This window comes from Parafrankia soli (assembly GCF_001854695.1).
In the GTDB taxonomy this organism is placed as follows: domain Bacteria; phylum Actinomycetota; class Actinomycetes; order Frankiales; family Frankiaceae; genus Parafrankia; species Parafrankia soli.
The window spans coordinates 1-23,237 of sequence record NZ_MAXA01000228.1 but is presented as its reverse complement, the minus strand read 5'-3'; the positions used below and the strand labels follow the sequence as shown (position 1 = coordinate 23,237).

Genomic DNA, 23,237 nt, shown 5'->3' with positions numbered 1-23,237 from the left:
GGCACTCAGCGCGGCAGCAGGTCGAAGTAGGGGCCGAACTCGTCAGCCAGGCAGAGGCGCCCGAGCTTGCGATATTCGAGGCCGATCGCGGTCACCAACTCCCGCATGTCCACCACCTGGCCGTTGGCCGCGCCCAGGTAGGCGGCCGTGACGGCGGCGTTGCGGATGTCGCCGCCGGCTAGCTCGAACGCCTTCGCGCAGAACTCGAGGTCGACGTCGGCGGCCAGCGGGACCCCGCGCAGCATCCGCCGCCACAACGCCAGCCGCGCCTCGACGTCCGGACGGGCGAACTCGGCGACCACCGACAGCCGGCGGCGGAACGCGTCGTCAAGGTTCGCCGCCAGGTTCGTCGCCAGGATCGCCACCCCGTCGAAGCTCTCGATCCGCTGCAGCAGGTAGGCGACCTCCACGTTCGCGTACCGGTCCCGCGCGTCGCCGACCTCCGATCGCTTGCCGAACAGCGCGTCGGCCTCGTCGAAGAACAGCACCGCGTTCAGCCCCTCGGCGCCGGTGAAGATGCGCTCCAGGTTCTTCTCGGTCTCCCCGATGTACTTGTCGACGACCGTCGACAGGTCGATGACGTACAGGTCGACGCCGAGCGCGCCGGCGACCACCTCGGCGGCCATCGTCTTGCCGGTACCCGACTCGCCGACGAAAAGGGCGATGATCGCCTCGCCCCGGCCCCCGCCGCGCCGCAGGCCCCAGTCGTCCAGCACCTGGCCGCGGTGGGCCCCCCGCCCGGCAAGATGTCGCAGGGTGGTGAGGGTCCGCGGCGGCAGCACCAGGTCGTCCCAGCCCACCGCCGGGGTGATGCGGCGGGCCAGCCGCTCCAGCCCGGTCGCGTTCTGCTGCCGCGCCGCCGACGCCAACCGGATCGGATCGGGCTCCGGTGCCGTACCACCTGAAGCCGGCCCCGGCGCCGTACCGGCCGGGAACGAGACAGGGTCCAGCCGCGGCCGCGCCGCCGGCATGGGCGCAGCGCCGTCGGCGACCATCGACGCGCGGGCGGTGACGACCGCCCGCCGCACCTGCCGCGGGGTAAGCCGGAACGCCGCCAGCTCGGCCGGCATCTCCGCTCCGAGTTCCGCCGCCCAGACCGTCGCCAGCTCGGCCGCGCCGAGCGGCGCCACGTCGACGACCAGTGAAGGGTCCCCCGATGTCCCCGGCTCCCAGGCCCGCCGGCCGTGCACCACGGTCCGCACCGGCGGCACCGGCCCGACGTCCGATGAAGCGGCGACGACGGCGGCGAGGGGATCCCCGTCGAGCGCCTCCACCGGACCGATGATGAGCACCGCGCCGGTGAGCCTCGCCTCCCGGATCCCCTCCCGCACGACCAGCGACACACCACCGCTCACGTCGAGGGCGGGGCCGGCATGGTCGGCATGGTCGGCGCCGAAGCCCGCGCCGTCCCCCGGCGCCGCTCCACCCGCGCCGGTCCGTCGCCGCGCGGCGACGGCGGCCAGGTCGAGCCCGACGAAGGGCCGGCCCGCCTTCCGACAGGCGGACGCCGCCACGGCCAGCCCATCGGCACCGGGTGCAGCACGCAGGTAGACCAGGCTCACCGCCGAGCCGGCGGGATCGGCACACCCGGACGAACCGGGCGACCCGGTCGGCTGACCGGACCGGAACGCACGGGCGAGCAGCGCTACCAGCGGGCCGCCGACGTCCGGCGCGTCGGCGAGCACCACGCGGAGTGCCGCGCCCGGCCGGTCGTCGCCGAGCAGGTAGCCGGCCACCCGGTCGGGGACTCTCAGCGACCTGCTCAGGAACGGCCGCTCGGCGTCCTCCACGATCAGCAGGCCAGCGCCGACCAGGGGACCGTCCGGCGTGCACCGTGCCCGGGCATCCGCGTCCAGCGGGGAACGCCCGCACAGCTCGAGGGCCAGCCCCGGACTGGCACGCCGGCGGGTCACGTCGTCCTGCAGGTAGCCGTACAGCTTCTCGAACCGCGCGTCCAGGTCGGGCGCCAGCGCGACCAGCAGGATGTCGACGTCCAGCCCGGTGAGGCCGCACCGCCGGGCGAGGTCGCGCAGCCGCAGCGACTCCCCCCTGGACAGGGCCACGGCAGCGGCGCGATCCACATCGACGGACAGCTCGGACGGACCCACCGAGCCCGGATCCGCCGGAGGCGGCGTCCCGGCCGGGACGGTGGGTGCGCCGAGGGACCAGGCGCCGCCCGATGCCGCCCGGCCGAGAAGCGCGTTTACCTGCTCCTCGCTCAGGTAGAGGCCGCGGAAGGCGTCGTCGGGCTCGCTGTCCACGGCGCGCCGGGCGGCGACGGCCGCCCGTACCCGCTCCTCTACGACGGCGAGCCGGCCGAGCAGATCGACGAGCGAGGCGTCCCGAGAGGCGGGCACGGCTCAGATCTCCTGGATGCGGCGGCGTGGGGCGTGCCGGTCCGGCGGCCCTCCTGACGATCCCCCGTCTTCCTCCGCCCGGCGGCGGTCGACGGCGGAGCTCCGCACGTGCAGCTGCGGATCCGCTGCCACCAGCGGTCCCACCGGCTCTACCCGGGCCGGGTCGAACGGCGCCACCACGACGAGGTCCAGCGACGGCTTGAGCTCGCCGCCGAGCGCGTTCCACACGTCCGTGATGCTGCGGTCGCCCCCGGTCGGCAGGGCCAACTGCAACAGCACGGGGATGGGCTGGTTGGCCAGCGCACCGCGGAGGTGCTCCCGGGGGACCGCGTCATACCGCAGCAAGGCCGACAGCAAGGCCGACAGCAGTCGGTGCTCGTCCTCCGGCCGGGTGGTCCAGGCGGTGAGCAGGTAGGACAGCCGGAGCCGGCGCGCTGGTGGCCGACGGGAGACTATCTTGCCGTCGGCGTCGTGGACCGCTTCCATCGCGATCTCGCGCCGGGCGACGTCCTCCCGGATGTCGTAGAGGAAAGCGTCGATGCACGGCCCGCTGCGCCGGGCCGCCCACTCCCGGGTGGGCGCGTCGAAGAGCACCTCCATGTCGTCGCTCGCGACACCCTCGGCGCTCAACAGTGCGGACAGCGTCGCGTCCACGTCATGGATCATTGCTCTGAACGGTCGCATCCCGGGCGGGCCGCGACAAGAAAGCTATCGGCCGCGGCTGGCTGCCCGATCGGGCAGCCAGCCGGGGGCGGAACGTCTGCGCGACGGGCCGTTCCCCGCCCCCGGTCCACCGAGTACTGTCGCGATCATGGCGACGTACACCGCCGCTCAGATCTACGCTTACGCCCGGGCCGCCGGCTTCACCTCGGACCAGGCCGTGACGATGACCGCCGTCGCGCTGGCCGAGTCGGGCGGCAACGGGATGGCGCACGCCACCCGGGGCGAGGACTCGCGCGGGCTCTGGCAGATCAACATGAACGCCCACAAGCAATGGGCGCACCTGGACGCCTCTGACCCCGCGGTCAACGCCCGGATGGCCTACGAGGTCTCCCGCCAGGGCCGGGACATCTCCCCCTGGACGGTCACCCACGGCGGCGCGGATGCCCGCTACCTGGACTACCGCGCGCAGGCGCAGCGGGCCGCGATCGAGGCCGGGGACGCGGGCGCGCAGGGGAACTGGTCGGGGACCGAGGGCTACGGGCACGCGGTCGCCGCCGGCGGGGGTGGGGGTGGGGGTGGGGGCGACCACACGGCCGGCTTCGCGGCGAGCGGGTACTCGACGTACTCGGCCGGCACCGGCGGGAACGGCCCGGGCGGCGCGCAGGTCGGCGAGACCACCCGGCATTTCCTCGACGCCGCGCTCGCTCAGGCCGGCGACCGCTACGTGTACGGCGCCGAGGCGCAGCTGAACGACGCGGACCCCGACGCATTCGACTGCTCGGAGCTGACCCAGTGGGCGGCGGCGCAGGCCGGCGTCGAGATCCCCGACGGCGCCGCGAACCAGTACGAGGCCCTGCGCACCGAGGGCCAGGAGGTCTCCGTCGACGAGGCCCTGCGCACGCCCGGCGCGCTGCTGTTCCACGCCGACGCGAGCGGCTACGTCAGCCACGTCGCGATCAGCCTCGGGGACGGGCGGACGATCGAAGCCCGCAACTCCCGCCTCGGCGTCGGGGTGTTCGACGGACGGGAGAACTGGCTCAACCGGGCGGCCGTCCTCCCCGGACTGTCCGGGGAGGTCGGCGCGGGCGCGTTCGCGGCCGGGCCCGGAACCGGCCTCGGGGCCGGGGGGACCGCTGACGCTACCGACAGCGACGCGGACGGGCTCACCGACGCCCTGGAAGCGTCGCTCGGCAGCAACGCCCATGAGGTGGACAGCGACAGCGACGGCTTGTCCGACTCCTACGAACTGCTGCGCGTGCACTCGGACGTGATGTCGGCGGACACCGACCACGACGGTCTGGCGGACGCGCTCGATCTGGCCTCCGGCTTCGACCCGACGAACGCGGACAGCACCGGCACCGGTCGTCTGGACGGGGCGACCGGCGAGGCGGCCAGCCTCGACACCGACGACGACGGGCTCGCCGACGCGCTCGAGCGGGTCCTCGGCACCGACTCGACCCTGGCGGACAGCGATCACGACGGGGTAACCGACGGCGCGGAGCACCTGAACCGCATGGACCCGCTCGACCTGAACGACGTGGGGTCGCTGGTGCACGGCGCGGACACCGGCCCCGGGACGGGAGCCGACCTCGGTGCCCTCCACCCAGGCGGCACCGACCTCGATGGCACCACCCACCTCTGACGGCGGCGACGGCGATGGGGACCAGGGCGACCCGCCCGGATTCAGAGCAGGCCGTGCCGGAAGGCGTAGGCCACCGCGTGGGAGCGGTTGCGCAGCCCGAACCGTCGGGTGACATCCTGCAGCACGTTCTTGACGGTCCGCTCCGAGTAACAGAGCCGGCGGCCGATCTCCCGGGTGTCGAGCCCCTCGCTGACCAGCCGGAGCACCGCCAACTCGCGCTCGGACAGCCCCGAGAAGGTGAGCCCACGCGGGGCCAGCACCTGGGTGGACACCTGGCGGACCTGCCTGAGCAGCGGACCGAGCAGGTCGGGCGGAAGGTAGCCGTCGCCCGCGGCTGCTCCACGCACCGCCGTCAGCACGGTCTCCGGGGTGGCGCTCGCACGGCGCAGCAGGCCCACGGCCCCCGCGTCGACGGCCGCCGTCAGGTCGTGGCCGTCGAGGTCGGCGACGACCAGCACGACTGGCACGCCACCCTGCTGGATCTCGCGGACGGTACGCAGGGTGTCCTCGTCGACCGCCTCCGCACTGACCAGTGCCACGTCGACGGCGGGCGCGCCCTCGGCCCGGTCGGTGGGTGGGGTCCGCTCGGGCCGCCAGCCGGCGATGGCGCCGGCGGTCGCGGTCGCCGTTCGCCGGTCCGCGAGGGGGCGGCCGGGGGATGCCGCGGCGGCCCCCGCCAGTTCGGGAACCCGCCACGACGCCGCCGGCACTGCCGGCACTGCGGACGGTTCGGTGACGATCTCGATGTCGGGGCAGCCACCCAGTTGGGCGGCGAGGCCGGCCTGGGTGATCGGGTCGCTGGTGCGGACCAGCACACGGACCGGATGGGGCATGGGATGTCCTCCTCGTCAGCCGGCTTCGCTCCGCGTGCGGGAGGCTCCGCCGGTGTTCCCGCCCGCTTCGCTCGGTCGTCGGGGCGCACCACATATGGCACATGGCTCTCAAGGCCGGCTCACGGTCACGCGGCACTCGAGAAAAACTCATGACGGCCCCGGGCGGCGATTCAAGGTCCGCACAATTTCCGCCGGCCGCCGGCCCGCCAACCGGCGGTCCCCCGTCGGCGACTCCCCCGTCGGAGGCGAGCCGGCTGCTCGACACGGTGCTGGCGGAGGCGGCCCGGCGCCGCCGGGCGGACCTGCAGGCGCGGCTCGCCCGGGAACGCGGGCGGCTGGAGACGTCGACCTGCCTCGTGGCCGTGGTCGGCGAGTTCAAGAAGGGCAAGGGCACGCTCATCAACGCGCTGCTGGACATGCGGGTGTGCGGCACTGACCCGGTGGCCACGACGCTGGTACCCACGCTCGTCAGGTACGCGCCACGGGCAACGGCGACGCTGCAGCGCGCCGCGCCCGCCTCGGACGCCTCGGCCGACAGCGCTGTCCCGCCGTCTACCCATCCCACCGACGAGCCGGTCACCATCACCGCTCTCCACGAGGTCACCCAGGCGGCCGCCGCGGAGGGGCGGGGGGCGTCCATCACCACGGTGACCGGGGCGGAGATCGGGATCCCGCGCCGGTTGTTGGAGTCGGGCCTGCTGCTGCTCGACACGCCGGGCCTGAACGGCGGGCTCGCCGACGGCCGGGCCACCGCCACCCTGCGCGCCGCCGCCGGCGCGGACGCGGTGGTGTTCGTCTCGGACGCGAGCCAGGAGCTCACCGCACCCGAACTCGAACTGCTGCGCCGGCTGGTGCGGCTATGCCCGGCGGTCGTGCTGGCTCTCGCCAAGGTCGACGTCTACCCGCACTGGCGGCGCATCCGCGACACCAACCTCGCCCACCTGCGCCGTTCGCGACTGGAGCTGCCGATCTTCCCGCTGGCGGCCCCGCTGCGCCATCATGCGCTGCGAGCCGGCCGGTCCGATCTGGACGGCGAATCGGGGTATCCGGCTCTCGCCGCCATCCTGCGGGACGACATCGTCGGTGGGCGACGCGCCCGGCTGGAGAAGATCGCGGCGGAGGCGGCCGCGGACGCCCTCGGGCAGATGCTCGCCGAACTAGAGACGGAACGGGCGGCCCTCGCCGATCCGGCGGCGGCACGGGAGCTACGGGCCAGACTCGAGGAGGCCGAGCAGCGCGCCAAGGGGATGACCGAGGCCGCCGCCACCTGGCGACAAGCACTGGGCGACCGGTCCCAGGACATGACCGCGCGGTTGCGGGACGACCTCGACAACCGGCTGCGCAACCTGGAATCGGCGGTGGCCGGGCGGATCGAGACGAGCGAGCCCGCGCGCGACTGGGACGACCTGCGCGGCTGGCTGTACCGGCAGACCAACGACGCCCTGCTGACCCACCGGATGATGATCCGGTCCGAGGCGGAAGCCCTGGTCACCGTCGTCACCCGGGAGTTCGAGGCGGATTCGGGGCGGGTGCGCGCACTCCTGGACGCGGCCACCGAGCGGCCCCTCGGCACCCTCGCCGAAGGGCAGGACCCGGAGTTCCAGCAGGTCGGCGGCGTGGACCTGCTCGCCCAGGGGGCCCGCGGCGGCGGCATCGGACTGATGATCGTCTCCGTGGGCGGAACTGTGGCCACCCTCGCCGGGTTCGCGACGGCGTCAGTGCTGCTCGCGCCGGTGGGCATCGGCGTCCTGGTCGTCCTCGGCCGGCGGACGATCGCCTCGATCCGGGAGAACGAGGTGCGCGTCCACCGGGCGAACGCGCTGAAGACCGCCCGCGAGTACCTCGCCGAGACCCGCCGGGTCGCCGCCCAGGACTCGGCGACCGCCCGCGAACAGATCTACCGCAATCTCCGCGACACCCTCACCGAGCAGGCGGCCGAGCTGTCCACCTCCGCCCAGCGGAACAAGGAGGCCTCGGCACGCTCGATCAAGGCGACCTGGGAGTCGCGCCGGGCCCGGCTCGCGGCGGTGGAGGCGGAGGTCGCCCGGCTGCGCTCGCTGGTGGGCACGGCCGGGGCGGCCGGCACCGGGGTAGCGCCGTGACCGGCACGGCCCACCCAGCCGGGCAGGCCGGGCTGCGGGAACAGGTTCGCGCGCTGCTGTCCGACGCGGTCGACGCCTACCGCGGCACCCCCGCCGAGGCGCCGCTCCGTCATGAGCTCGGCCGGGTCGACGGGCCGCTGCGGGTGGCCATCGCCGGGCGGGTGAAGGCCGGCAAGTCCACCCTGCTCAATGCCCTGGTCGGCGAGCAGGTGGCGGCGACGGACGCGACCGAGTGCACCCGTGTCGTGACCGCCTACACGGAAGGCGAGCGGGAGGCCGCCTGGGCGTATCTGCGGGAGGGATCAGTGGTCGAGGTGGCGCTGCGCCGGACACCGGGCAGCACCCACGTCGATCTGGCCGGCCACGGGGAGGGCGAGGTCGAGGCGCTGCGAGTCGAGCTGCCGAGCCCGCGGTTACGGCGGCTGACGCTCATCGACACGCCGGGCATCGCGTCCCTGTCGGAGGAGCTCTCCCGGCACACGGAAAGCTTCCTGCTGCCGGGCTCGGGGTGGCAGGCCGGACGCCCGCCGGGGCGGTCGCCCCGTGGGCCGTCCGCCCCGGCCGAGGCGGCGGGCGATGCCGCCGCCGGAGGCATCGGGGTCGGCGCCGACGCCGTGCTCTACCTGCTGCGCTTCCTGCACGCCTCGGACGTCGGCTTCCTGGAGTCGTTCCGCCGGACCGGGGTGGGCGAGGCGACACCCGCCCATGCCATCGGCGTGCTCTCCCGGGCGGACGAGGTCGCGCCCGGCCGCACCGAGTCGGTGGACCTCGCCCGACGCGCCGCCGCCGACATCGGCCGGGACGACCGGGTACGCGCCCTGGTGCAGACCGTCGTCCCGGTCGCAGGCCTGCTCGCCCAGGCGGGCAGTCGGCTCACGACGGACGAGCTCGCCCAGTTCCTGGTGCTGGCGGCGGAACCGGCCGAGGTGGCGGACGAGTTGCTGCTGTCGGCCGACCGGTTCGCCTCCCCGGCGGCGGCCACCGGCGTCCCGGCACCGCTGCGCGCGCTGCTGCTCGACCGGCTCGGGCTGGCCGGCGTGCGGCTGGCGGTGGCGCTCGTCCGGCTCGGGGATGCGCGCGACCCGGCCGGGCTGGCCGCCGAGCTCGCCGCCCGCAGCGGCCTGCCCGAACTGCGGGCGCTGCTGCGCGACCAGTTCACCGACCGGGCCGACGTGCTGAAGGCACAGCATGCGCTGGGCGTGCTGGACGACGTGCTGGACGAGTTTCCGCACCGCTCGGTCGCGGCGCTGCGGGCCCGCCGGGAACGTCTCGAAGCCGGCGCGCACGCGCTCGCCGAGCTGAGGCTGCTCGGCGACCTGCGTACCGGTGTGGCCGACGTCGGCTCGCTCGGCGAGGACCGCCGCAGGGAGATGGAGCGGCTGCTCGGCACGAACGGCACCGGCGCGCACCCCCGGCTCGGCCTGCCCCCCGGCGCCGGCCCGGACGAGGTGCGGGCGGCCGTGCTGGAGGCCCTGGACACCTACCGGCGCCTGTCCGAGAACAAGCTGGCGGCCCGTCCCATCCGGCGGGCCGCCACCGTCGTCCGCCGCACCTGCGAGGGCCTGCTGCGCGCCGCCGGCACCGGCGGGTGAGCGGCTGTCAGGCGCAGGTGATGGTGAAGGATGCCTGGTCCGAGGGAATGACGCCCTCCGGCGAGGTGATCACGAGCTGCTCCCAGTACGTCGTGCCGGCGGTCGGCGAGAGCGTCCAGGTGGTCGTGACCTGTTGGCTGCCGGCAGCGCCGAACGTCACCGACGAGTTGTTCGTGTCGGTCGCGCCGTCACTCCGTCTCCAATGATATTGGACGGTGCCAGCCCCGTCCGCCGTAATCGTCGCCTGGAACGTGACCGTCACGGGGCAGGTCGCCGTGCCCTGGTTCGGCGTGGCACTGATCCCGGAGATGGTGGCGTTCATGCCGTCGAAGGTCGCCGTCACGCTGCGATTCTGGTCCATGGTGAGGAAGCAGCCGGTACCGGCGATGCCGCCGTTGCCGCAGTTGTCGCCGGACCAACCAACGAAACGCGCGTTTCCGTCGGCGTCGGCGTTCAGCGACACCTGCTCCCCGGCCTGCACAGGCACGTCGCATGCCTGCCCGGAACCGCATGTGAGGGCTCCGCTGACGCTGCCCGGGCCGTTCACCTGGATGTGCAGGTTGTACGTCTGGGCGGTCGCGGTATATGTGGCGCTCGCCTCCGAGGACCGGCCGGCGGTGTCGGTGACCCGTACGGTCACCGTGTAGGTGCCCGCGGCCGGGAACGTGAAGTTCGCGGTCGGCGCGGTCTGGGCCGCCTGGAAGGTGCCGGTGAAGTTGAACGCGTAGCTCGCGATGTCGGCGGAGCCCTCGGTGGACCCGGAGGCGTCGGCGGTCACCTGCGCCGCTCCGGCGCCCGCCGGACGGGTCACCGTCAGGCGCGCGGTCGGCCCGGTGGCCGGCGCGCCCACGGTCACCTGGGCGGACTGCGAGCTGGTGCGGCCGTTCCGATCGGTCACGGTGACCCGGACGCTGTAGCTCCCCGGGTCGGCGTAGGTGTGGGTCGCCGTGGAGGAACCGCTCGCGGCCGTCCCGTCCCCGAAGTCGTACCGGTACCCCTGGATCGGCGCCCCGCCCGGGGCCGATCCGGAGGCGTCGGCCGTCACCTGCAGCGGCGCCGGGCCCGTCGCTGGATTGACGGTCAACGCGGCCGTCGGACCCCTGTCGTCGGTCCCGCCACCGCCGTTCTGCCCCGGCTGGTTGTTCTGCCCCGGCTGGTTGTCCTGCGGCGGTGGGTTGTTCTCCGGCGGTGCCGGTGGCATCTCGCCGACCACTGTGATCGTGGCCGTCGGCACCGCCCGCCGTCCATCGGCGAGTGTGACCTGCGCCGAGACCGTGTACTCCCCCGGTTTCGACCAGCTGTGCCGCGCATCGACCCCGCTGCCCTCGGCGTCATCGCCGAACCGCCACCGCGCCGAGCTCACCCGGGCACCGCCGCTCGCCACCACCCGCACGGTGACCGTCTCACCCACGGCGACCTTCGTCGCCGACACCTGGATCTGGACGGCTCCGCTGTCGGGGGTGGCGGGCTTGGTGGGGGACGAGGTGGGCGGAGTGGGCGGCTTCGACGTCGGCGGCGTGGACGGACCCGACCCGGACGGCCCGTCTCCGTTCCCGGTCCCGGTCAGCCCCGCGCCCGGCTGGTCCGGGTTGTACTTCTGGATCTTCTGCGTCTCCACCGCGGTGCCGTTCAGCCGCACCACCCCGGCCTCCGCGCTCGCCGGGTCGTTGTAGAACACGAAGTCGCCGCTGGGCAGCAGCTCGAACGGGGTCTCGGCGGGCAGCACCGCCGGACGCGCGAGCACCGCCCGCCTGGCGAGATCGACGACATGAACCTGGCCGGAGGTGTAGTCGGGAACGAACAGCCGGCTGGCCACCTCGCGGGGCGGCCCCAGCCGATGGCCCGCCGCACCGAGGTCCACCACCGCGTCGCAGGTCTGCGAGGCCAGATCGCTGACCAGCACCACCCCCCGCCTGCCCGAAGCCCCGTACACCCGGGCGGCCGACGGCGAACCGGTCACCACCACCGTGTCGTCCTCCTGTCGGGTATCCAGACAGGTCGCCGCCAGCGGTGTGCCGTCCGCCTCCACCGGCCAGACCGAACGGGCGGCCTCGTCAACCACCACCACCCGGCCGCCCGCCAGCACCAGCGTCGACCGCGCCGGGTCGGCCGCCCTCGGCCGGGTGTGCTTGCCGCCCTGATCGAGCCGGACCAGGTCGCCGCTGTCACCGTCGAGCAGCCACAACCGGCCGTCCCCGTCCACCAGCGCGGCCCCGGACCGCACCCGGGCGCCCAGCGACTGTGTCCCCCGGACCTGCAACGTCGCCGGATCGGCAGTGGTCACGGTCCCCGCGGTCTCACTCACCGTGTACACCGCCTGCTTCCCCGGAAAGACGGAGAGCGGCTGATCAGACTGACCGAACCTCGCCGGCTTCGACGCCATGAAGGTCGCCCCGTCGATCTTGACAACGCTGCCCGACGAACTGTTCGCGACGAACACGTCCGCTTCCCACTGCCCCGCGGACAGGTTCCCCCGGCCCACCCCGACCTGCGTCACGACCTGCGCGGACGCGCCATCCACCAACGCCGCCTGGCCGACAGCGGACGACACCAGCCAGGCGGAGCCGTCGTCCAGCGTCAGCGAACGGGCCGACGGGCCCTTCGCCAGGACCGCCACGGCACCTCCGGTGAGCAGCAGACCGGCGAGGGCCACCCAGGCGAGCAGTGCCGTCGGGCGGATCCGGCGGCGCGGCCCGCCCGCGTCCGGGGCCCGCCCCGACTGCCCAGCCCTCGCCTGCCCAGCCCTCGCCGTCATGTCATCTCCGCGTCCGTGCCGTGTCCACACATCATCTCCGCGTCATCTCCCCGGCAGCAATGGACGCGGGTCGACCGCGGCGACGACCCGCCGCCGCAGGCTGTCGGACCGGTGGAGTTCCTGTCTGACGGCCGCTGCCAGCTCCCAGGCGTGCCGTGCCTCGGCTTCGCCCGGCTCCGCCGCCGCGAACAGCGCGCTGCTCACCACCGGCGCGAGACTGCCCACCCGCTCACCGGCAGCATCGCCGCGCAGTGCCCGGGTGCGTGCGACGACCTCGTCCGCGGTGAGGGCGCGCGAACGGCCCACCCCCCGTTCGGACAGCCGGTCCCGGACCTCCCGCCAGGCGCCGCCGATCTGCGCCGCCGCCGTACCGGCGCGGCGGCGCCGGCGGCGGCGCGCCTTCTCGCCGACGATCCCGACCGGGACGGCGACCGCCGCGGCAACGACCGCCAGCAGCGCGAGCAACAGGGTGTTCCGGGCGCCGCCAGCGCCACCGCCGCCGGTCTGGGCCGCCCGGTCCAGTTCCGGTTTGACGATGGGAGGGACGGTCTGCGCCTGCGGGGCAGCTCCCTCGCCACCGGGCGTCCGGTCGTCGCTGGGTGCCGGCGGCGTGGCGCCGAGCTTGCTGATATCGGTCGGGTCGAAGGCGACCCAGCCGATACCGTCGAGGGCCACCTCCGGCCAGGCGAACGCCTGCTTCGACGTCACCGTGAACCTGCCGGGCGCCGACGAGGAACGGCTGTCGAGCAGGTATCCGACGGCAACCCGGCTCGGGAACTCCTCGGCCCGGGCGAGCAGCGCGAACGCTGCCGCGAACTGCTCGACGTAGCCACGGTTGTCGGCCTTGGAGCCGGTCAGGAACCGCTTCAACGCACCGTACGAGTGGCCGGGACGGGCGTTCAGGTCCACCGGGTAGTTGGCCTGGTCCCGCAGGAAGTCCTCCAGAGCGGTGAGCTTCTCGTACGGGCTCGACTTCCCGCCCATCACCTGCGACGCCAGGTCCTGCAGCTCCGCCGGCATGCCCGGCGGCAGCTCGAGGTACCGCGCGGCGGCCGGGCCGGAGGCGGGCACGGCGCCGCGGACCTGCTGGTCGGTGGGGCCGGGCACGCGCGCGGTGAGGACGTAGTGGTCGCCGGTCCGGGCCGGAGCGGCGACGGCGAGCACACCGGCGTCGGGCTGGAACGCGTAGTCGAGACTGGCGCCGGAGATGCGCACCGGCCGCCCGAGGGACGGCAGGAACGGACCGCTCGCCGTGTCGACGGTCACCTCCATGCGGGTCTCGTTGCCGACCGCGGGCGCCAGGCCGTCGCCGTCCGGCAGCGTGCTTCCGCTGCGGACGAAGGTGCCGTCCTCGCGCCAGCTGGCACCGTCGAAGTCGGCCAGCGTGACGGTGCGCAGCCGGTCGGTCGCGACCTTGCCGCCGACCGCGGACAGTTGCACCGTGAACAGGTTCCGCGCCGCCGTCGCCTTGTGCGCGGCCTTCACCTGCACCAACGGGTTGAGCGAGGTGGAGATCTCGACCGGGGGATGCCGGTGGTCGCGGGGATCGAACCGGTCCGTGCCGTCGGCGATCGGCAGGAACGCCGCGCCGATCGTGCCGAGCAGCGCGGTCACAGCCGCGACCGGCAGGCCGAGCGCGAGCCGACCCGCACCCATCCGGGGCCGCGCCGGCCCGCCCGCTCCGCCGCCACGGGTGTCGCTGGTCCCACCCGCGTCGGCCCGCCCGGCGTCGGGCTGGGTCGCGGGCGCCGCCTCCGGGCTCACCGCCACCGCGGAGAGCTGCCCTTCGGCTGCCAGCCGGGACGCCCGGACAACCGCGAGCACCAGCGCAAGGAGGGCGATCAGGCCGGTGAGGACGAGCAGTGACCGGCCCCGGGCCGCGACCAGCAGCAGCGCGACGACGTAGCCGACGATCGCCGGAAGCACGGGCGCGAGCACCGAATCGGTGCGCACCGTGAGGACGGCGGCGGCAAACGCCGCAAGCCACAGCGCCAACACCGGGATGAGCAACAGGTCTGCGTCGGGGTGCGCGGGCAGCCCGACGGTGAGCATGCGCGCCCAGCCGTCCCGCGCCGCCGAGCCGAACTCGGAGGACAGCGCCGAGAGCCCGTCCCCGAACCTGGCGGCGAACAGCGCGAGCACGCTGAACAGCAGGGCACCGATCAGGCCGACCAGGCCGACCAGCCAGCCGGCGCGCAGCCTGGCCCCGGCGAGGCAGCCGAGCGCGGACGCCAACACCACCGCCGGCAGCAGGACGACCCCCGCGCCCCCGGTCGGGCCGCCGGTGAAGAAGGTGGCGAAGGCGACCGCGACCAGCGCGACCAGCACCGCGGCGAGGGCTACCTGCCCGGGTCGGAACGATCGCGGCCCGGGCGTTCGGACGGGGGTGGGCGCCGGCGCGGCGCGGATCCGCCGGCGCGCCGGCCGCCCGCCCGCCCGGCCATCCGGGGCCGGCGGCGCCGGCGCCGACCCGGGCGGCGGACCCGCACCGGACGGCGGGGGCACCGACACGGCGGGCGGCTGCACCGGCCCAGGCGGAGGCGGCGGCACCGGGCCCGGTGGCGGCATGGATCCCGGCCTCGGCCCTGCCCCGGCCGGCGGCGCCGGCGGGCGCACTGCTCCAGGTGGGGGCGGACCATCGAGCCTGAACACCGGCAGCGGCTGCGTCGTGTCGGCCCCGGCGCCGTCCCAGTCGCCCGCGGCCGCGCCCGGCCCGCCGGGCCTCGCACCCGTCGTCATCGGCGCACCGACGCGTTCCACACGGACGCGAAGTCCGTGCTGGTGCGGACGTTCACCACCAGCGCCCCGCGGACGGGAGGCCCGGGACGGCCGTGCTCCTCCCCGACGCAGACCAGGCTCGCCATCGCGAACCGGGCTCGAACCGCCGAGATGACGGAGATCTTCGCCCCCGGCGGTTGTCCCGTCACCACGCCGAGCGCGGCGCCCTCCTCGCGCGGAACCATGCGCAACAGCGCCGTGAGCCCGGGGTCGTCCGGTCCGGGACGGACGCCGGCGAGGGCATCGAGGACGCTGGTGGTGTCCTGGCCGCTCTCGGCGACCACCCGCGTCCCACCGGTGGTGTGCAACTCGACCGGGAAGCCGCGCTGGCAGCCGGACACCGCCAGCGATGCGGCGACCCGGACCGCGTCCTCGAAGTAGTCGCCCTGGTACGGCGACTCGCTGGTGTCCAACACGACCATCATCCGGGGTTCGTTCGGCACCACGTTGTGGCGCACCATCATTCGTCCACTGCGCGCGGTCGACCGCCAGTGGATCAGCCGCAGGTCGTCGCCGCGCACGTACTCGCGCAGGCTGTGGAACGCCACCCCGCCCTGCGGCGCGGTCGCGCTGGTCGGGCCGTCCATATCGGGCGAACCACCGGTCGGCAGGGGGCCCACCGGATGGATCCGCGGGTGCACCCGCAGCATCGACCGGGACGGGAAAGCCCGCCCCACGTGCAACAGCCGCAGCGGGTCGCTGTGGCCCACGACCAGCGGCCCGACCTCGAAGACGCCGCGCCGGTCGGTCGGCAGCGGGTAGGTTGCCGAGAAACGGCTGCCCGGTGCCAGGCTCGGCAGGGCCACCGCGACCGTGCGATCGCCCACCGACTCGGCGGCGAGGATGGGCGGGCTGCGCCGCCGGGCCGCATTCGTCACCGCGATCAGGGCGCGGGCGCCGTCCCCCTCGAAGACCCGCGGCGGGTGGATCTCCCGGGAGAGGGTGACATCCGGGGTGACCAGCATCCAGCCGGCCGCGAACAGCAGGGCGACGCCGGCCGCCAAGCCGAGCGCGAGCAACTCCGGATAGTCCAGCACGGCGCCGGCCACGACGAGCACGACCGTCGCGACCGCCATGGCGATCCCGGACTTCGTGATCAAGGCAGCCGCCCCCCGGCTTCAGCAGACCTGGTAGTTGAACGAATTCAGCAACTCAGCGGACGTAACGAATTCAGTGGATCTGGTGGCTAATAGGAGGCGCGCTGGTCCGGCACCGGCACCGATGCGGTGATCGTACCGAGCAGGCTCTCGGCGGTGGCGCCGGACAGCTCCGCCTCCGGACGCAGGATCATCCGGTGCGCCAGGACGTACGGCGCGAGCGCCTTGACATCGTCCGGGGTGACGAACGCCCGGCCGTCCGCGGCCGCCTTCGCCTGGGCCGCCTGGGTCAGGGCCAGCCCGCCCCGCGGGCTCACCCCGAGCCGCAACTCGGGCATCCGGCGGGTCGCGGCCGTGATCGTCACGATGTAGCTCAGCAGCGCGGGCGACAGGTGGACTCGGCGCGCGATCTCGATCATCCGCTGCATGTCCGCGATCGACACGACCGGGCTGAGCGRCTCCGCCGACATCCCGTTCGCCCGGTTCACCAGGATCTCCACCTCGGCCTCATGCCGCGGGTAGCCGACGTGCAGCCGGGCCATGAACCGGTCGATCTGGGCCTCCGGGAGGTCATACGTCCCGCCGTGCTCCACCGGGTTCTGGGTGGCGATCACTATGAACGGGCGGGGCACCGCGAAGGAGACGCTGTCCATGGTGACCTGGCGTTCCTCCATGACCTCCAACAGGGCGGACTGGGTCTTCGGCGACGCGCGGTTGATCTCGTCGGTGAGCACGACGTTCCCGAACACCGCGCCYGGCGAGAATTCGAACTCACGGGTCTCGTTGTTCCAGATCTGCACCCCGGTGACGTCGGTGGGCAGCAGGTCCGGGGTGAACTGGATCCGCCGCATGGTGCCATCGATGGAGTTCGCGATCGCCTTGGCGATGGATGTCTTGCCGACACCCGGGACGTCGTCGATGAGGACGTGCCCCTCCGCCGCCATGCAGATCAGCGCGAGCCGGACGACCTCCGTCTTACCCCGGATGAATCGCCCGATGTTGTTCTGCAGCGTCTCGAAGCGCTCGCAGAACCAGGTGGCTTCGGGCGCGGTCGCCGGCGACGTCATGAGGTGCTCCGCGTTGTCACGGCGGAAACCCTAGAGCCGGAATCACCGGATGTTGCCTCCCTGGACCAGAACGGACCCGAAAGGGCAGACCAGCGCGCCCCAGCGGGCGGGCCGGGAGTACGAGCGGGCAGATCGCATCCCACGGTCACGCCGGCCGCATCGGCGGTCGTAGGTTCACCGCACACGGGCGTTCGGAGCATGGGGCCGCCCCGTACGGAGCGAAGCAGGGCTAGGGAGCGGAGGCGATGGATCCGGTTCTCGTCCTGCGGGACACGCGGTTGCAGGTCCGTCCCGGGGACACCGCCCGGACCAGCGCGACCGTGCGCAACGCCGGTGATCTCGTCGAGCAGTACGCCCTCGACGTGCTCGGACCGGCCGCCGCCTGGGCGGAGGTCATCCCTCCCACCATCTCGGTGGTCCGTCGCGGGGAGAGCACCGTCCAGATCCTGTTCCGGCCGCCGGTGGGGCCGACGACCCCGGCGGGCACCGTGCCGTTCGCGCTGCGCTGCGTCTCCCGGGAGAACCCGGACAGCGTCGCGATCGCCGAGGGGGACCTCGCCGTCGGGGCGATCCACGAGATCGTCGCGTCAGTCACCCCAGCGGTGTCCCGCGGCCGGTGGTCCGGCCGTTGGACCGCGCGCTTCGAGAACCGCGGCACAGCACCGGCCCGGCTGCGGCTGTCCGCCTCCGACGAACGCCGGACGCTCGGTTTCGCGCTTGCCCCGGTGGAGCTGGAGATCCCCCCGGGCGAATCCGGTTACGCCTTCCTGAAGGCGCGAGCCGCCAAGCCGGCGCTGCTCGGTGCGCTGACCCGGCAGCAGGTGCGGCTGACCTACACCCGGGAGACCGCGCCCGACGAGCCGGTCGCCGAGGGTTTCGTGGATGTCTCCTTCGAACACGTCCCGGTGCTGTCCCGGGCGATGACGACGATCGCCGGCCTCGCCCTCGTGGGCGGAGCCGCCGCCGTAGTCCTGCTGAGCCAGTCGAGCCCGAAGGACGACACGGCGGCGCCGGGGGCCGCACCGCCGGCACCGACCACCTTCTCCGCGGAGACCGGTGACGGCGGTGTCGTCCGCCTGAGCTGGTCGACGGTCCCCGGGGCGAAGGAGTACGGAATCCAGAAGCTGGTCGGGGACGAGGACGTCGCGCTCGACACCAAGAGGGTCGACGGGCAGCTGAACGCCTACGACTTCACGGGGCTCAAGGGCGGCGAGYGGACCTGCTTCCGACTGGTGGCGTTCAACGACTCCGGGGCTTCGCAGCCGTCCCCGCACGCCTGCGCCCCTGCCGGGATCACCCCGGAGCCGAGTCCCGGGCCCACGCCGACCGGACCCACCCCGACCGGACCAACGCCCACGTCCCCCACACCCACGCCCGAGACGCCGAACCCGCAGCCCGGTCCCGGCACGCGGGAGCCGCGGGACGCCTACGTCGTCCTCAGTGTGTTCGCCAAGGACGACCAGGTCGCGAACGACGCGCAGAAACCTGCACAACGTGCCGGCGAGATCGGCTCGGCGCTCGGCGTCGACGTCGTCCTCGCCGACGCCGACAAGTCGACCCGGCTCTCCGCCCAGTATCCGGGCTTCCTCGTGATCTACGCGGACCGCTTCGTCACGATCGAGGACGCCGGGAAGTTCTGCACCGACATGAGCGACAAGCTCAGCACCGTGAAGGCCATCTGCGTGGCGCAGAACAACTGAGCGGGGGGACATCCATGGCCTACGCGCTCGGCATAGACGTCGGCACGACGTTCACCGCCGGTGCCATCTGGCGGGACGGCCGGGCCGAGGCGTTCGGGCTTGGCACGCACTCCACCGCGGTCCCCAGCGTGCTGTTCCTGCGGGACGACGGCGTGATGCTGGTCGGGGAGGCAGCCGAGCAGCGGGCGGTGACCGAGCCGTCCCGGGTCGCCCGCGAGTTCAAGCGGCGGTTCGGCGACGACGTGCCCGTCCTGCTCGGCGACACCTGGGTGACCGCCACCGAACTGTTCGCCGACATGATCCGCTTCGTGGTCGGGAAGGTGACCGAACGCGAGTCGGAGGCCCCCGGCTACGTCATGCTGACCTGCCCGGCCACCTGGTCCGACCACCGCAGGGGGCTGATGGAGGACGCCGCCGGCCTGGCCGGGCTCGGCCAGGTGGGCCTGGTGGCCGAGCCGACCGCCGCGGCGATGTACTACGCGGCCCAGGAAAGGCTCGAGCCGGGCGCCCTGCTCGGCATCTATGACCTCGGCGGCGGGACCTTCGACGCGACCGTGCTGCGCAAGACCGCCGGCGGATTCGAGTTGTGCGGCGATCCCGGCGGCGACGACGAGATCGGCGGGGTGGACGTCGACCAGGCGGTCGTCGACCACATCGCGCGGGCGGTCGGCCCGTCCTGGCACGAGCAGGACACCTCCGACCCGGCGACCGCGCGGGCGCTCGCGGCCGTCCTCGCCGCCGCGGTCACCGCCAAGGAGACCCTGTCGCAGGACCTCCAGGCGGAGATCCCGGTCATACTGCCCGGCTGCAACAAGGTCGTCCGGATCACCCGTGACGATCTCGAGGACGCGGTGCGCATCCTGGTCCTACGCACCGTGGACGCCTTCCGCCGGACCGTCCGCGCCGCCGGCGTGGAGGTGTCGGACCTCGCGCGCGTCCTGCTGGTCGGCGGTTCCAGCCGGATCCCGCTGATCGCCCGCATGATCGAGGACGACCTGCGGGTGCCGGTTGCCGTCGACACGCATCCGAAGCTCGCGGTCTGTCTCGGTGCGGCGATCGCCGCCGGCCCCCGGGTGGCCACCGGGGCGCTCGGGGCGGCGGCCCCAGGGACCGCCGCCGGTCCCGCACCGTGGACCGCCCCGCCGGTGGGCACGCCACCGTCGCCCCGGCCGGCCGACGCGCCGGCGCCGCGGCCCGGCGCTCCGCAGCCCGCGCCGTGGCCGGACGGCACGTCCGCGGGGGTTCCGACCGGTGGCCCGGGGGATGAGCCGACCGACGTTCCGCGGCGCGTGCCGGAACCGGTCGAGGCGACCGCCGCCCGCCGCGCCGCCGACCTGGTGGCGCCGGCACCGGCCGGTCCGCCCGGCGGCGCCCGCTCGGAGGAACAGGTCCGGCTCGACGTCGACCTGGCCGGCGCCGGCCTGGCCGAACCGTCCGACCAGCCGCTGCGCCCCGCGGTCATGCCGACGCGCGCGGTCCGGCTGGCCGACCGCGACGTCCCCCTCGTCGTCCGGACCGCCGGCGACGCGTCCTACCGGCAGGCCGGCCGCCGCACCGCGGCCGTGCTGGGGGCGGTCGCGGTTGTCGCGGTGCTCGCCGCCGCAGCGATCGGCGTCCTGCTCGGCCTCGGCGGCGGCTCGGCCGGACCGGAGCCCCCGCCCCGCACGACGGCGCCAGGCGTGGCCAGCACCGCGGCGGCAACCGCCCGAGTGGCCCGGCTGGCCGGCGCTCCGCTACCGGCCGGCGGGAGTGGCGGTGGCTCGGTGGGCGCCGCCCTCGCCGTCGCCGTTCGACCTGGTGGCGGGCTGGTGGCCGTCGGCGCCACCGGATCGCCAGACCCCGCTGGGCGCACGCCATCCGCATGGTGGACCGGCGACGGGACGACCTGGCGGCTGGCCGCGGTGCCACTGCCGGCCGGCGCGACCGTGGGCACGATGAGCGGCTTGGCCTCCACCGGGGGACGCCTGGTGGCGGTCGGCTGGGTTGGTTCCGGGGATACCACCAGCGCCGCAGTCTGGGTCTCGGACGACGGGCAGGCCTGGCGGGCCGGGTCCGTGGGCGGGGCCGCGTCGTCGAGCATGCGTGACGTCGTCGCCCGTGCCGGCGGGCTGCTTGCCGTGGGTCAGGACGACGGTTCGGACCCTGAGGGCGACGGCGCGGTGTGGACGTCGGCGGACGGCAGCGACTGGCAGCGGGTCGACATCTCCGGGGCAGACGGGCTCGGCACGCAGACCCTGCATCGGGTCGTCTCCCTGGCCGGTGGCGGCCTGCTTGCCACGGGGCAGGAACCGGAGGGCGCCGGCACCGTCGCACGCGTCCGGCAATCGGCGGACGGGTCGAGTTGGACCGGGGTGGAGACCGACCTGCCGCTCGACGCCGAGGTGGCCGGGCTTGCCATACTGCCGGACGGCCGGCTGGTCGGGGCCGGGTCGGTCCCGCACGCCGGCGGGCGGCAGCAACAAATCTGGGTGGCGGATGCGACCGGCCGCTCGTGGGCACCCCAGGACGCGCTGACCGCGACGGGCCAGTCGGGAACCGGGATCGACATCGCCGGGGTGGCCGTGGCGGGCACGCTGGTCGCTGCCGGCAGCATCGACGGCACGGACGGACCCGCCGCGGCCTCCTGGTCCGTCACCCTCGACCAGCCGCGCTGACGGTGTCACGAGCGACGGGGTTCACCGTCGACACCGTCCTACTGAGCAAGTTGTACGTCCTGTTCTTCAGGGCCGCCAGCGTGCGACCAGTTCGGTCCGGTTGGTGCAGCCGAGTTTGGCGAGGATCGAGCGGACGTGGCTTTCGATGGTGCGCTCGCTGAGCACCAGCCGCGCCGCGATCTCCCGGTTGGACATGGCCTGGACGACGAGCGCGGCCACCTCGTGCTCGCGGGCAGTCAGTGGGTCGGTCTCTCGGCGGGCGGCCGCCAGGTCGGCGAGCAGCCGGTCGGCGCGGGCCAGCGGCCCGGGCATGTCCAGCCGGCGAGCCTCGGCCGCGGCCGCGGCGGCGAGGGTCACGGCGGCGTCGGGGTCGTCGAGGCGGCGCAGCACGTCGGCGAGGGCCAGCTGGTTGAGCACGATGTGGGGGCGCGCGCCGAGCGCGGCGTCACGCGTGATCGCCGTCCGCAGCGCCGCCTTGGCGTCGTGCAGCTCTCCCGCGTGGCCCAGCGCGCGCCCGTAGTGGCCCTGCATACAGCCAACGAAGAAGACCGTCGGTGTTCCGACCGCCCCTGAGTACGCGGCGTAGGGCTTCAGGTGGGTGGCGAGAACCTCCGCTGCCGGAGGGTCGCCGAATGCCTCGACCAGGTCGATCAGCTGCATCAGTAGCCCGCCCCAGCGGAGATCGACGACCGGGTCGTCGAGCATCTGGCGCAGCTGCTCGTAGTATGCCTTCGCTGCCTCGCGGCGGCCCTCGAGTTGGAGAGTGTTGGCGCGGAACACCGTGATCAGCGGCGACGGCGGGACTGCTTCCAGCATCGGCCAGAAGTCGTCCGGGAGTTCGGCGGCGTCCCCTCGCAGCATGGCCAGGTGGGCGGCGAAGGCGTAGCTCAGGCCGGTCGCCTGCGCGTCTCCGGCCCGCGAGCCTAGTCGGTGGGCCTGGAGGTTGGCCGACCGCGCGGCGGCGAACCTGCCTTCCAGCGCGGCTCGGGCCGCCGCGCCGCGCAACCGATGCCAGCTCGCCAGCGGGAGGCTGCTGCGGTCAGCCAGCATCGCGACGGCGGCCATCGCCTCGTCCACGACGTCGAGGCGACCGAGCTGGTAGGCGGCCCTGATCCGCCATTGCTGCCCGAGTACGGCAGCCAGCGGCTGGCTGAGCCGATCGGCCTGCTCGACGGCGGTCGCGGCCAGCCGCAGCCGTTCCTCCGCGTCGTCCGGACCGGCCAGCGACATCTCCCGGGCGCGGGCGGCATCCAGCAACGCCTGGGCGTCGCCGCTCGCCTGCGCGAGCTCCATCGCCTCGTCGACGTGCCGGTGGGCCGCCTCCGTGGATCCGGCCTCGCCCAGGATCGTGGCGAGTTGGGACAGCAGTTGTGCCCGCAGTGCGGCCGGCTGCGGTGCGGCGAGCGCCGTCCGGCACAGCCGAGAGATCGTCTCGATGGCTTGAGGGAAGGTCACCCAACGCACCACCAGCGCCGCCGCGGCCACCAGGTCGTCCCTGCCTGCCCGCTGCGCTGCCGCAGCGGTTTGTTCGCATTGCCGGAGCGCTTCGGTCAGCGCTCCGGCCAGGTAGTAGGCGCGCGCCAGCTCCAATGTCGTCTGCGCGAGTTCCGCCTCACCGGCGCCAGCCTGCCGCAGCGCCGCTACCGCAGTGAGCAGGTGCGTGGCCGCCTCGTCGTAGGCCAATGCTTGGACTGCCTCGACAGCGGCCTGCCTGGCCCACCGGGCCGCGCAGCGCTGTGCCTGCTCGTCGCCGCCAGCACGGCGCCAGTGACCGGCGACCGCGGCTGCGAGCCCGGGTAAGGCCGACGGTCGCACCTGCAACGTGATGGCGGCTCGCCGGTGGATCTCGCGCCGCTCGACCGGGTCGAGAAGGTCCGCCAGCCCCTCGGCCAGCAGGCCGTGGGTGACCCTGCTGGTTAATTGAGCCGACACGCCGGGTGGGGTCGTCGTCGGGAGCGTGTCGCGGCTGGATCATGCCGTGTGCGGCCGTCTTCCTC

At 74.2% G+C, this 23,237-nt stretch carries 13 protein-coding genes; 5 read left to right on the top strand and 8 right to left on the bottom strand.

The window, feature by feature from the left end; genetic code table 11:
- Nucleotides 1-5 precede the first annotated feature (5 nt).
- Together BBK14_RS22170 and BBK14_RS22165 are read right to left on the bottom strand one after the other, a co-directional pair.
- Entirely contained in the window at nucleotides 6-2,357 is a 2,352-nt protein-coding gene (locus tag BBK14_RS22170) for an ATP-binding protein (RefSeq protein ID WP_071065182.1), read from the bottom strand.
- Between the two features lie 3 nt (nucleotides 2,358-2,360).
- On the bottom strand, nucleotides 2,361-3,011 hold the full coding sequence (locus BBK14_RS22165) for a Pvc16 family protein (protein ID WP_241831750.1): 651 nt from the start codon (nucleotides 3,009-3,011) through the stop codon (nucleotides 2,361-2,363).
- A 157-nt stretch (nucleotides 3,012-3,168) separates the two neighbouring features.
- Here BBK14_RS22165 and BBK14_RS22160 point away from each other — a divergent pair, with 157 nt between their 5' ends.
- Nucleotides 3,169-4,662, top strand: a complete 1,494-nt coding sequence (locus BBK14_RS22160; RefSeq protein ID WP_071065181.1) for an NlpC/P60 family protein — start codon at nucleotides 3,169-3,171, stop codon at nucleotides 4,660-4,662.
- A gap of 41 nt (nucleotides 4,663-4,703) precedes the next feature.
- Here BBK14_RS22160 and BBK14_RS22155 read toward each other — a convergent pair whose 3' ends face one another.
- Nucleotides 4,704-5,495, bottom strand: a complete 792-nt coding sequence (locus BBK14_RS22155; RefSeq protein ID WP_071065180.1) for a response regulator transcription factor — start codon at nucleotides 5,493-5,495, stop codon at nucleotides 4,704-4,706.
- A 266-nt stretch (nucleotides 5,496-5,761) separates the two neighbouring features.
- On the opposite strand from BBK14_RS22155, the gene BBK14_RS22150 reads away from it, so the two are divergent.
- Both BBK14_RS22150 and BBK14_RS22145 read left to right on the top strand, forming a co-directional pair.
- A complete protein-coding gene (locus BBK14_RS22150; RefSeq protein WP_241831749.1) occupies nucleotides 5,762-7,597 on the top strand; it encodes a dynamin family protein in 1,836 nt (611 codons plus the stop codon).
- Nucleotides 7,594-9,189 carry a dynamin family protein gene (locus BBK14_RS22145; RefSeq protein ID WP_083391165.1) on the top strand — a complete coding sequence of 532 codons (1,596 nt, stop codon included), beginning with the start codon at nucleotides 7,594-7,596 and terminating at the stop codon, nucleotides 9,187-9,189. The genes BBK14_RS22150 and BBK14_RS22145 overlap by 4 nt, the downstream gene beginning before the upstream one ends.
- A gap of 7 nt (nucleotides 9,190-9,196) precedes the next feature.
- On the opposite strand, the gene BBK14_RS22140 is transcribed toward BBK14_RS22145, so the two are convergent.
- The 4 genes from BBK14_RS22140 to BBK14_RS22125 all read right to left on the bottom strand — a co-directional run bounded on the left by BBK14_RS22140 (nucleotide 9,197) and on the right by BBK14_RS22125 (nucleotide 16,886).
- The gene (locus BBK14_RS22140; RefSeq protein WP_131802384.1) at nucleotides 9,197-11,944 is read right to left on the bottom strand and encodes a PKD domain-containing protein; all 2,748 of its coding nucleotides are present in this window, start codon (nucleotides 11,942-11,944) and stop codon (nucleotides 9,197-9,199) included.
- A 42-nt stretch (nucleotides 11,945-11,986) separates the two neighbouring features.
- Nucleotides 11,987-14,272 carry a transglutaminase TgpA family protein gene (locus tag BBK14_RS22135; protein ID WP_241831748.1) on the bottom strand — a complete coding sequence of 762 codons (2,286 nt, stop codon included), beginning with the start codon at nucleotides 14,270-14,272 and terminating at the stop codon, nucleotides 11,987-11,989.
- A 407-nt stretch (nucleotides 14,273-14,679) separates the two neighbouring features.
- Nucleotides 14,680-15,822: a DUF58 domain-containing protein gene (locus tag BBK14_RS22130; RefSeq protein ID WP_071065176.1), complete on the bottom strand. Its 1,143-nt coding sequence runs from the start codon at nucleotides 15,820-15,822 to the stop codon at nucleotides 14,680-14,682.
- 86 nt (nucleotides 15,823-15,908) lie between these two features.
- Nucleotides 15,909-16,886, bottom strand: coding sequence for an AAA family ATPase (locus BBK14_RS22125; protein ID WP_071065175.1), 978 nt, complete (start codon nucleotides 16,884-16,886; stop codon nucleotides 15,909-15,911).
- A gap of 245 nt (nucleotides 16,887-17,131) precedes the next feature.
- Between BBK14_RS22125 and BBK14_RS22120 the strand changes: the two genes are divergently transcribed.
- Nucleotides 17,132-18,586: a COG1470 family protein gene (locus tag BBK14_RS22120; protein ID WP_071065173.1), complete on the top strand. Its 1,455-nt coding sequence runs from the start codon at nucleotides 17,132-17,134 to the stop codon at nucleotides 18,584-18,586.
- Between the two features lie 14 nt (nucleotides 18,587-18,600).
- Complete coding sequence (locus BBK14_RS22115) at nucleotides 18,601-21,240, top strand: Hsp70 family protein (protein ID WP_071065172.1); 2,640 nt, start codon at nucleotides 18,601-18,603, stop codon at nucleotides 21,238-21,240.
- Nucleotides 21,241-21,306: 66 nt separating this feature from the next.
- Here BBK14_RS22115 and BBK14_RS22110 read toward each other — a convergent pair whose 3' ends face one another.
- Nucleotides 21,307-23,172 (bottom strand): helix-turn-helix domain-containing protein, encoded by a 1,866-nt coding sequence (locus tag BBK14_RS22110; protein ID WP_241831747.1) that lies wholly within the window; start codon nucleotides 23,170-23,172, stop codon nucleotides 21,307-21,309.
- Between the last annotated feature and the right edge of the window lie 65 nt (nucleotides 23,173-23,237).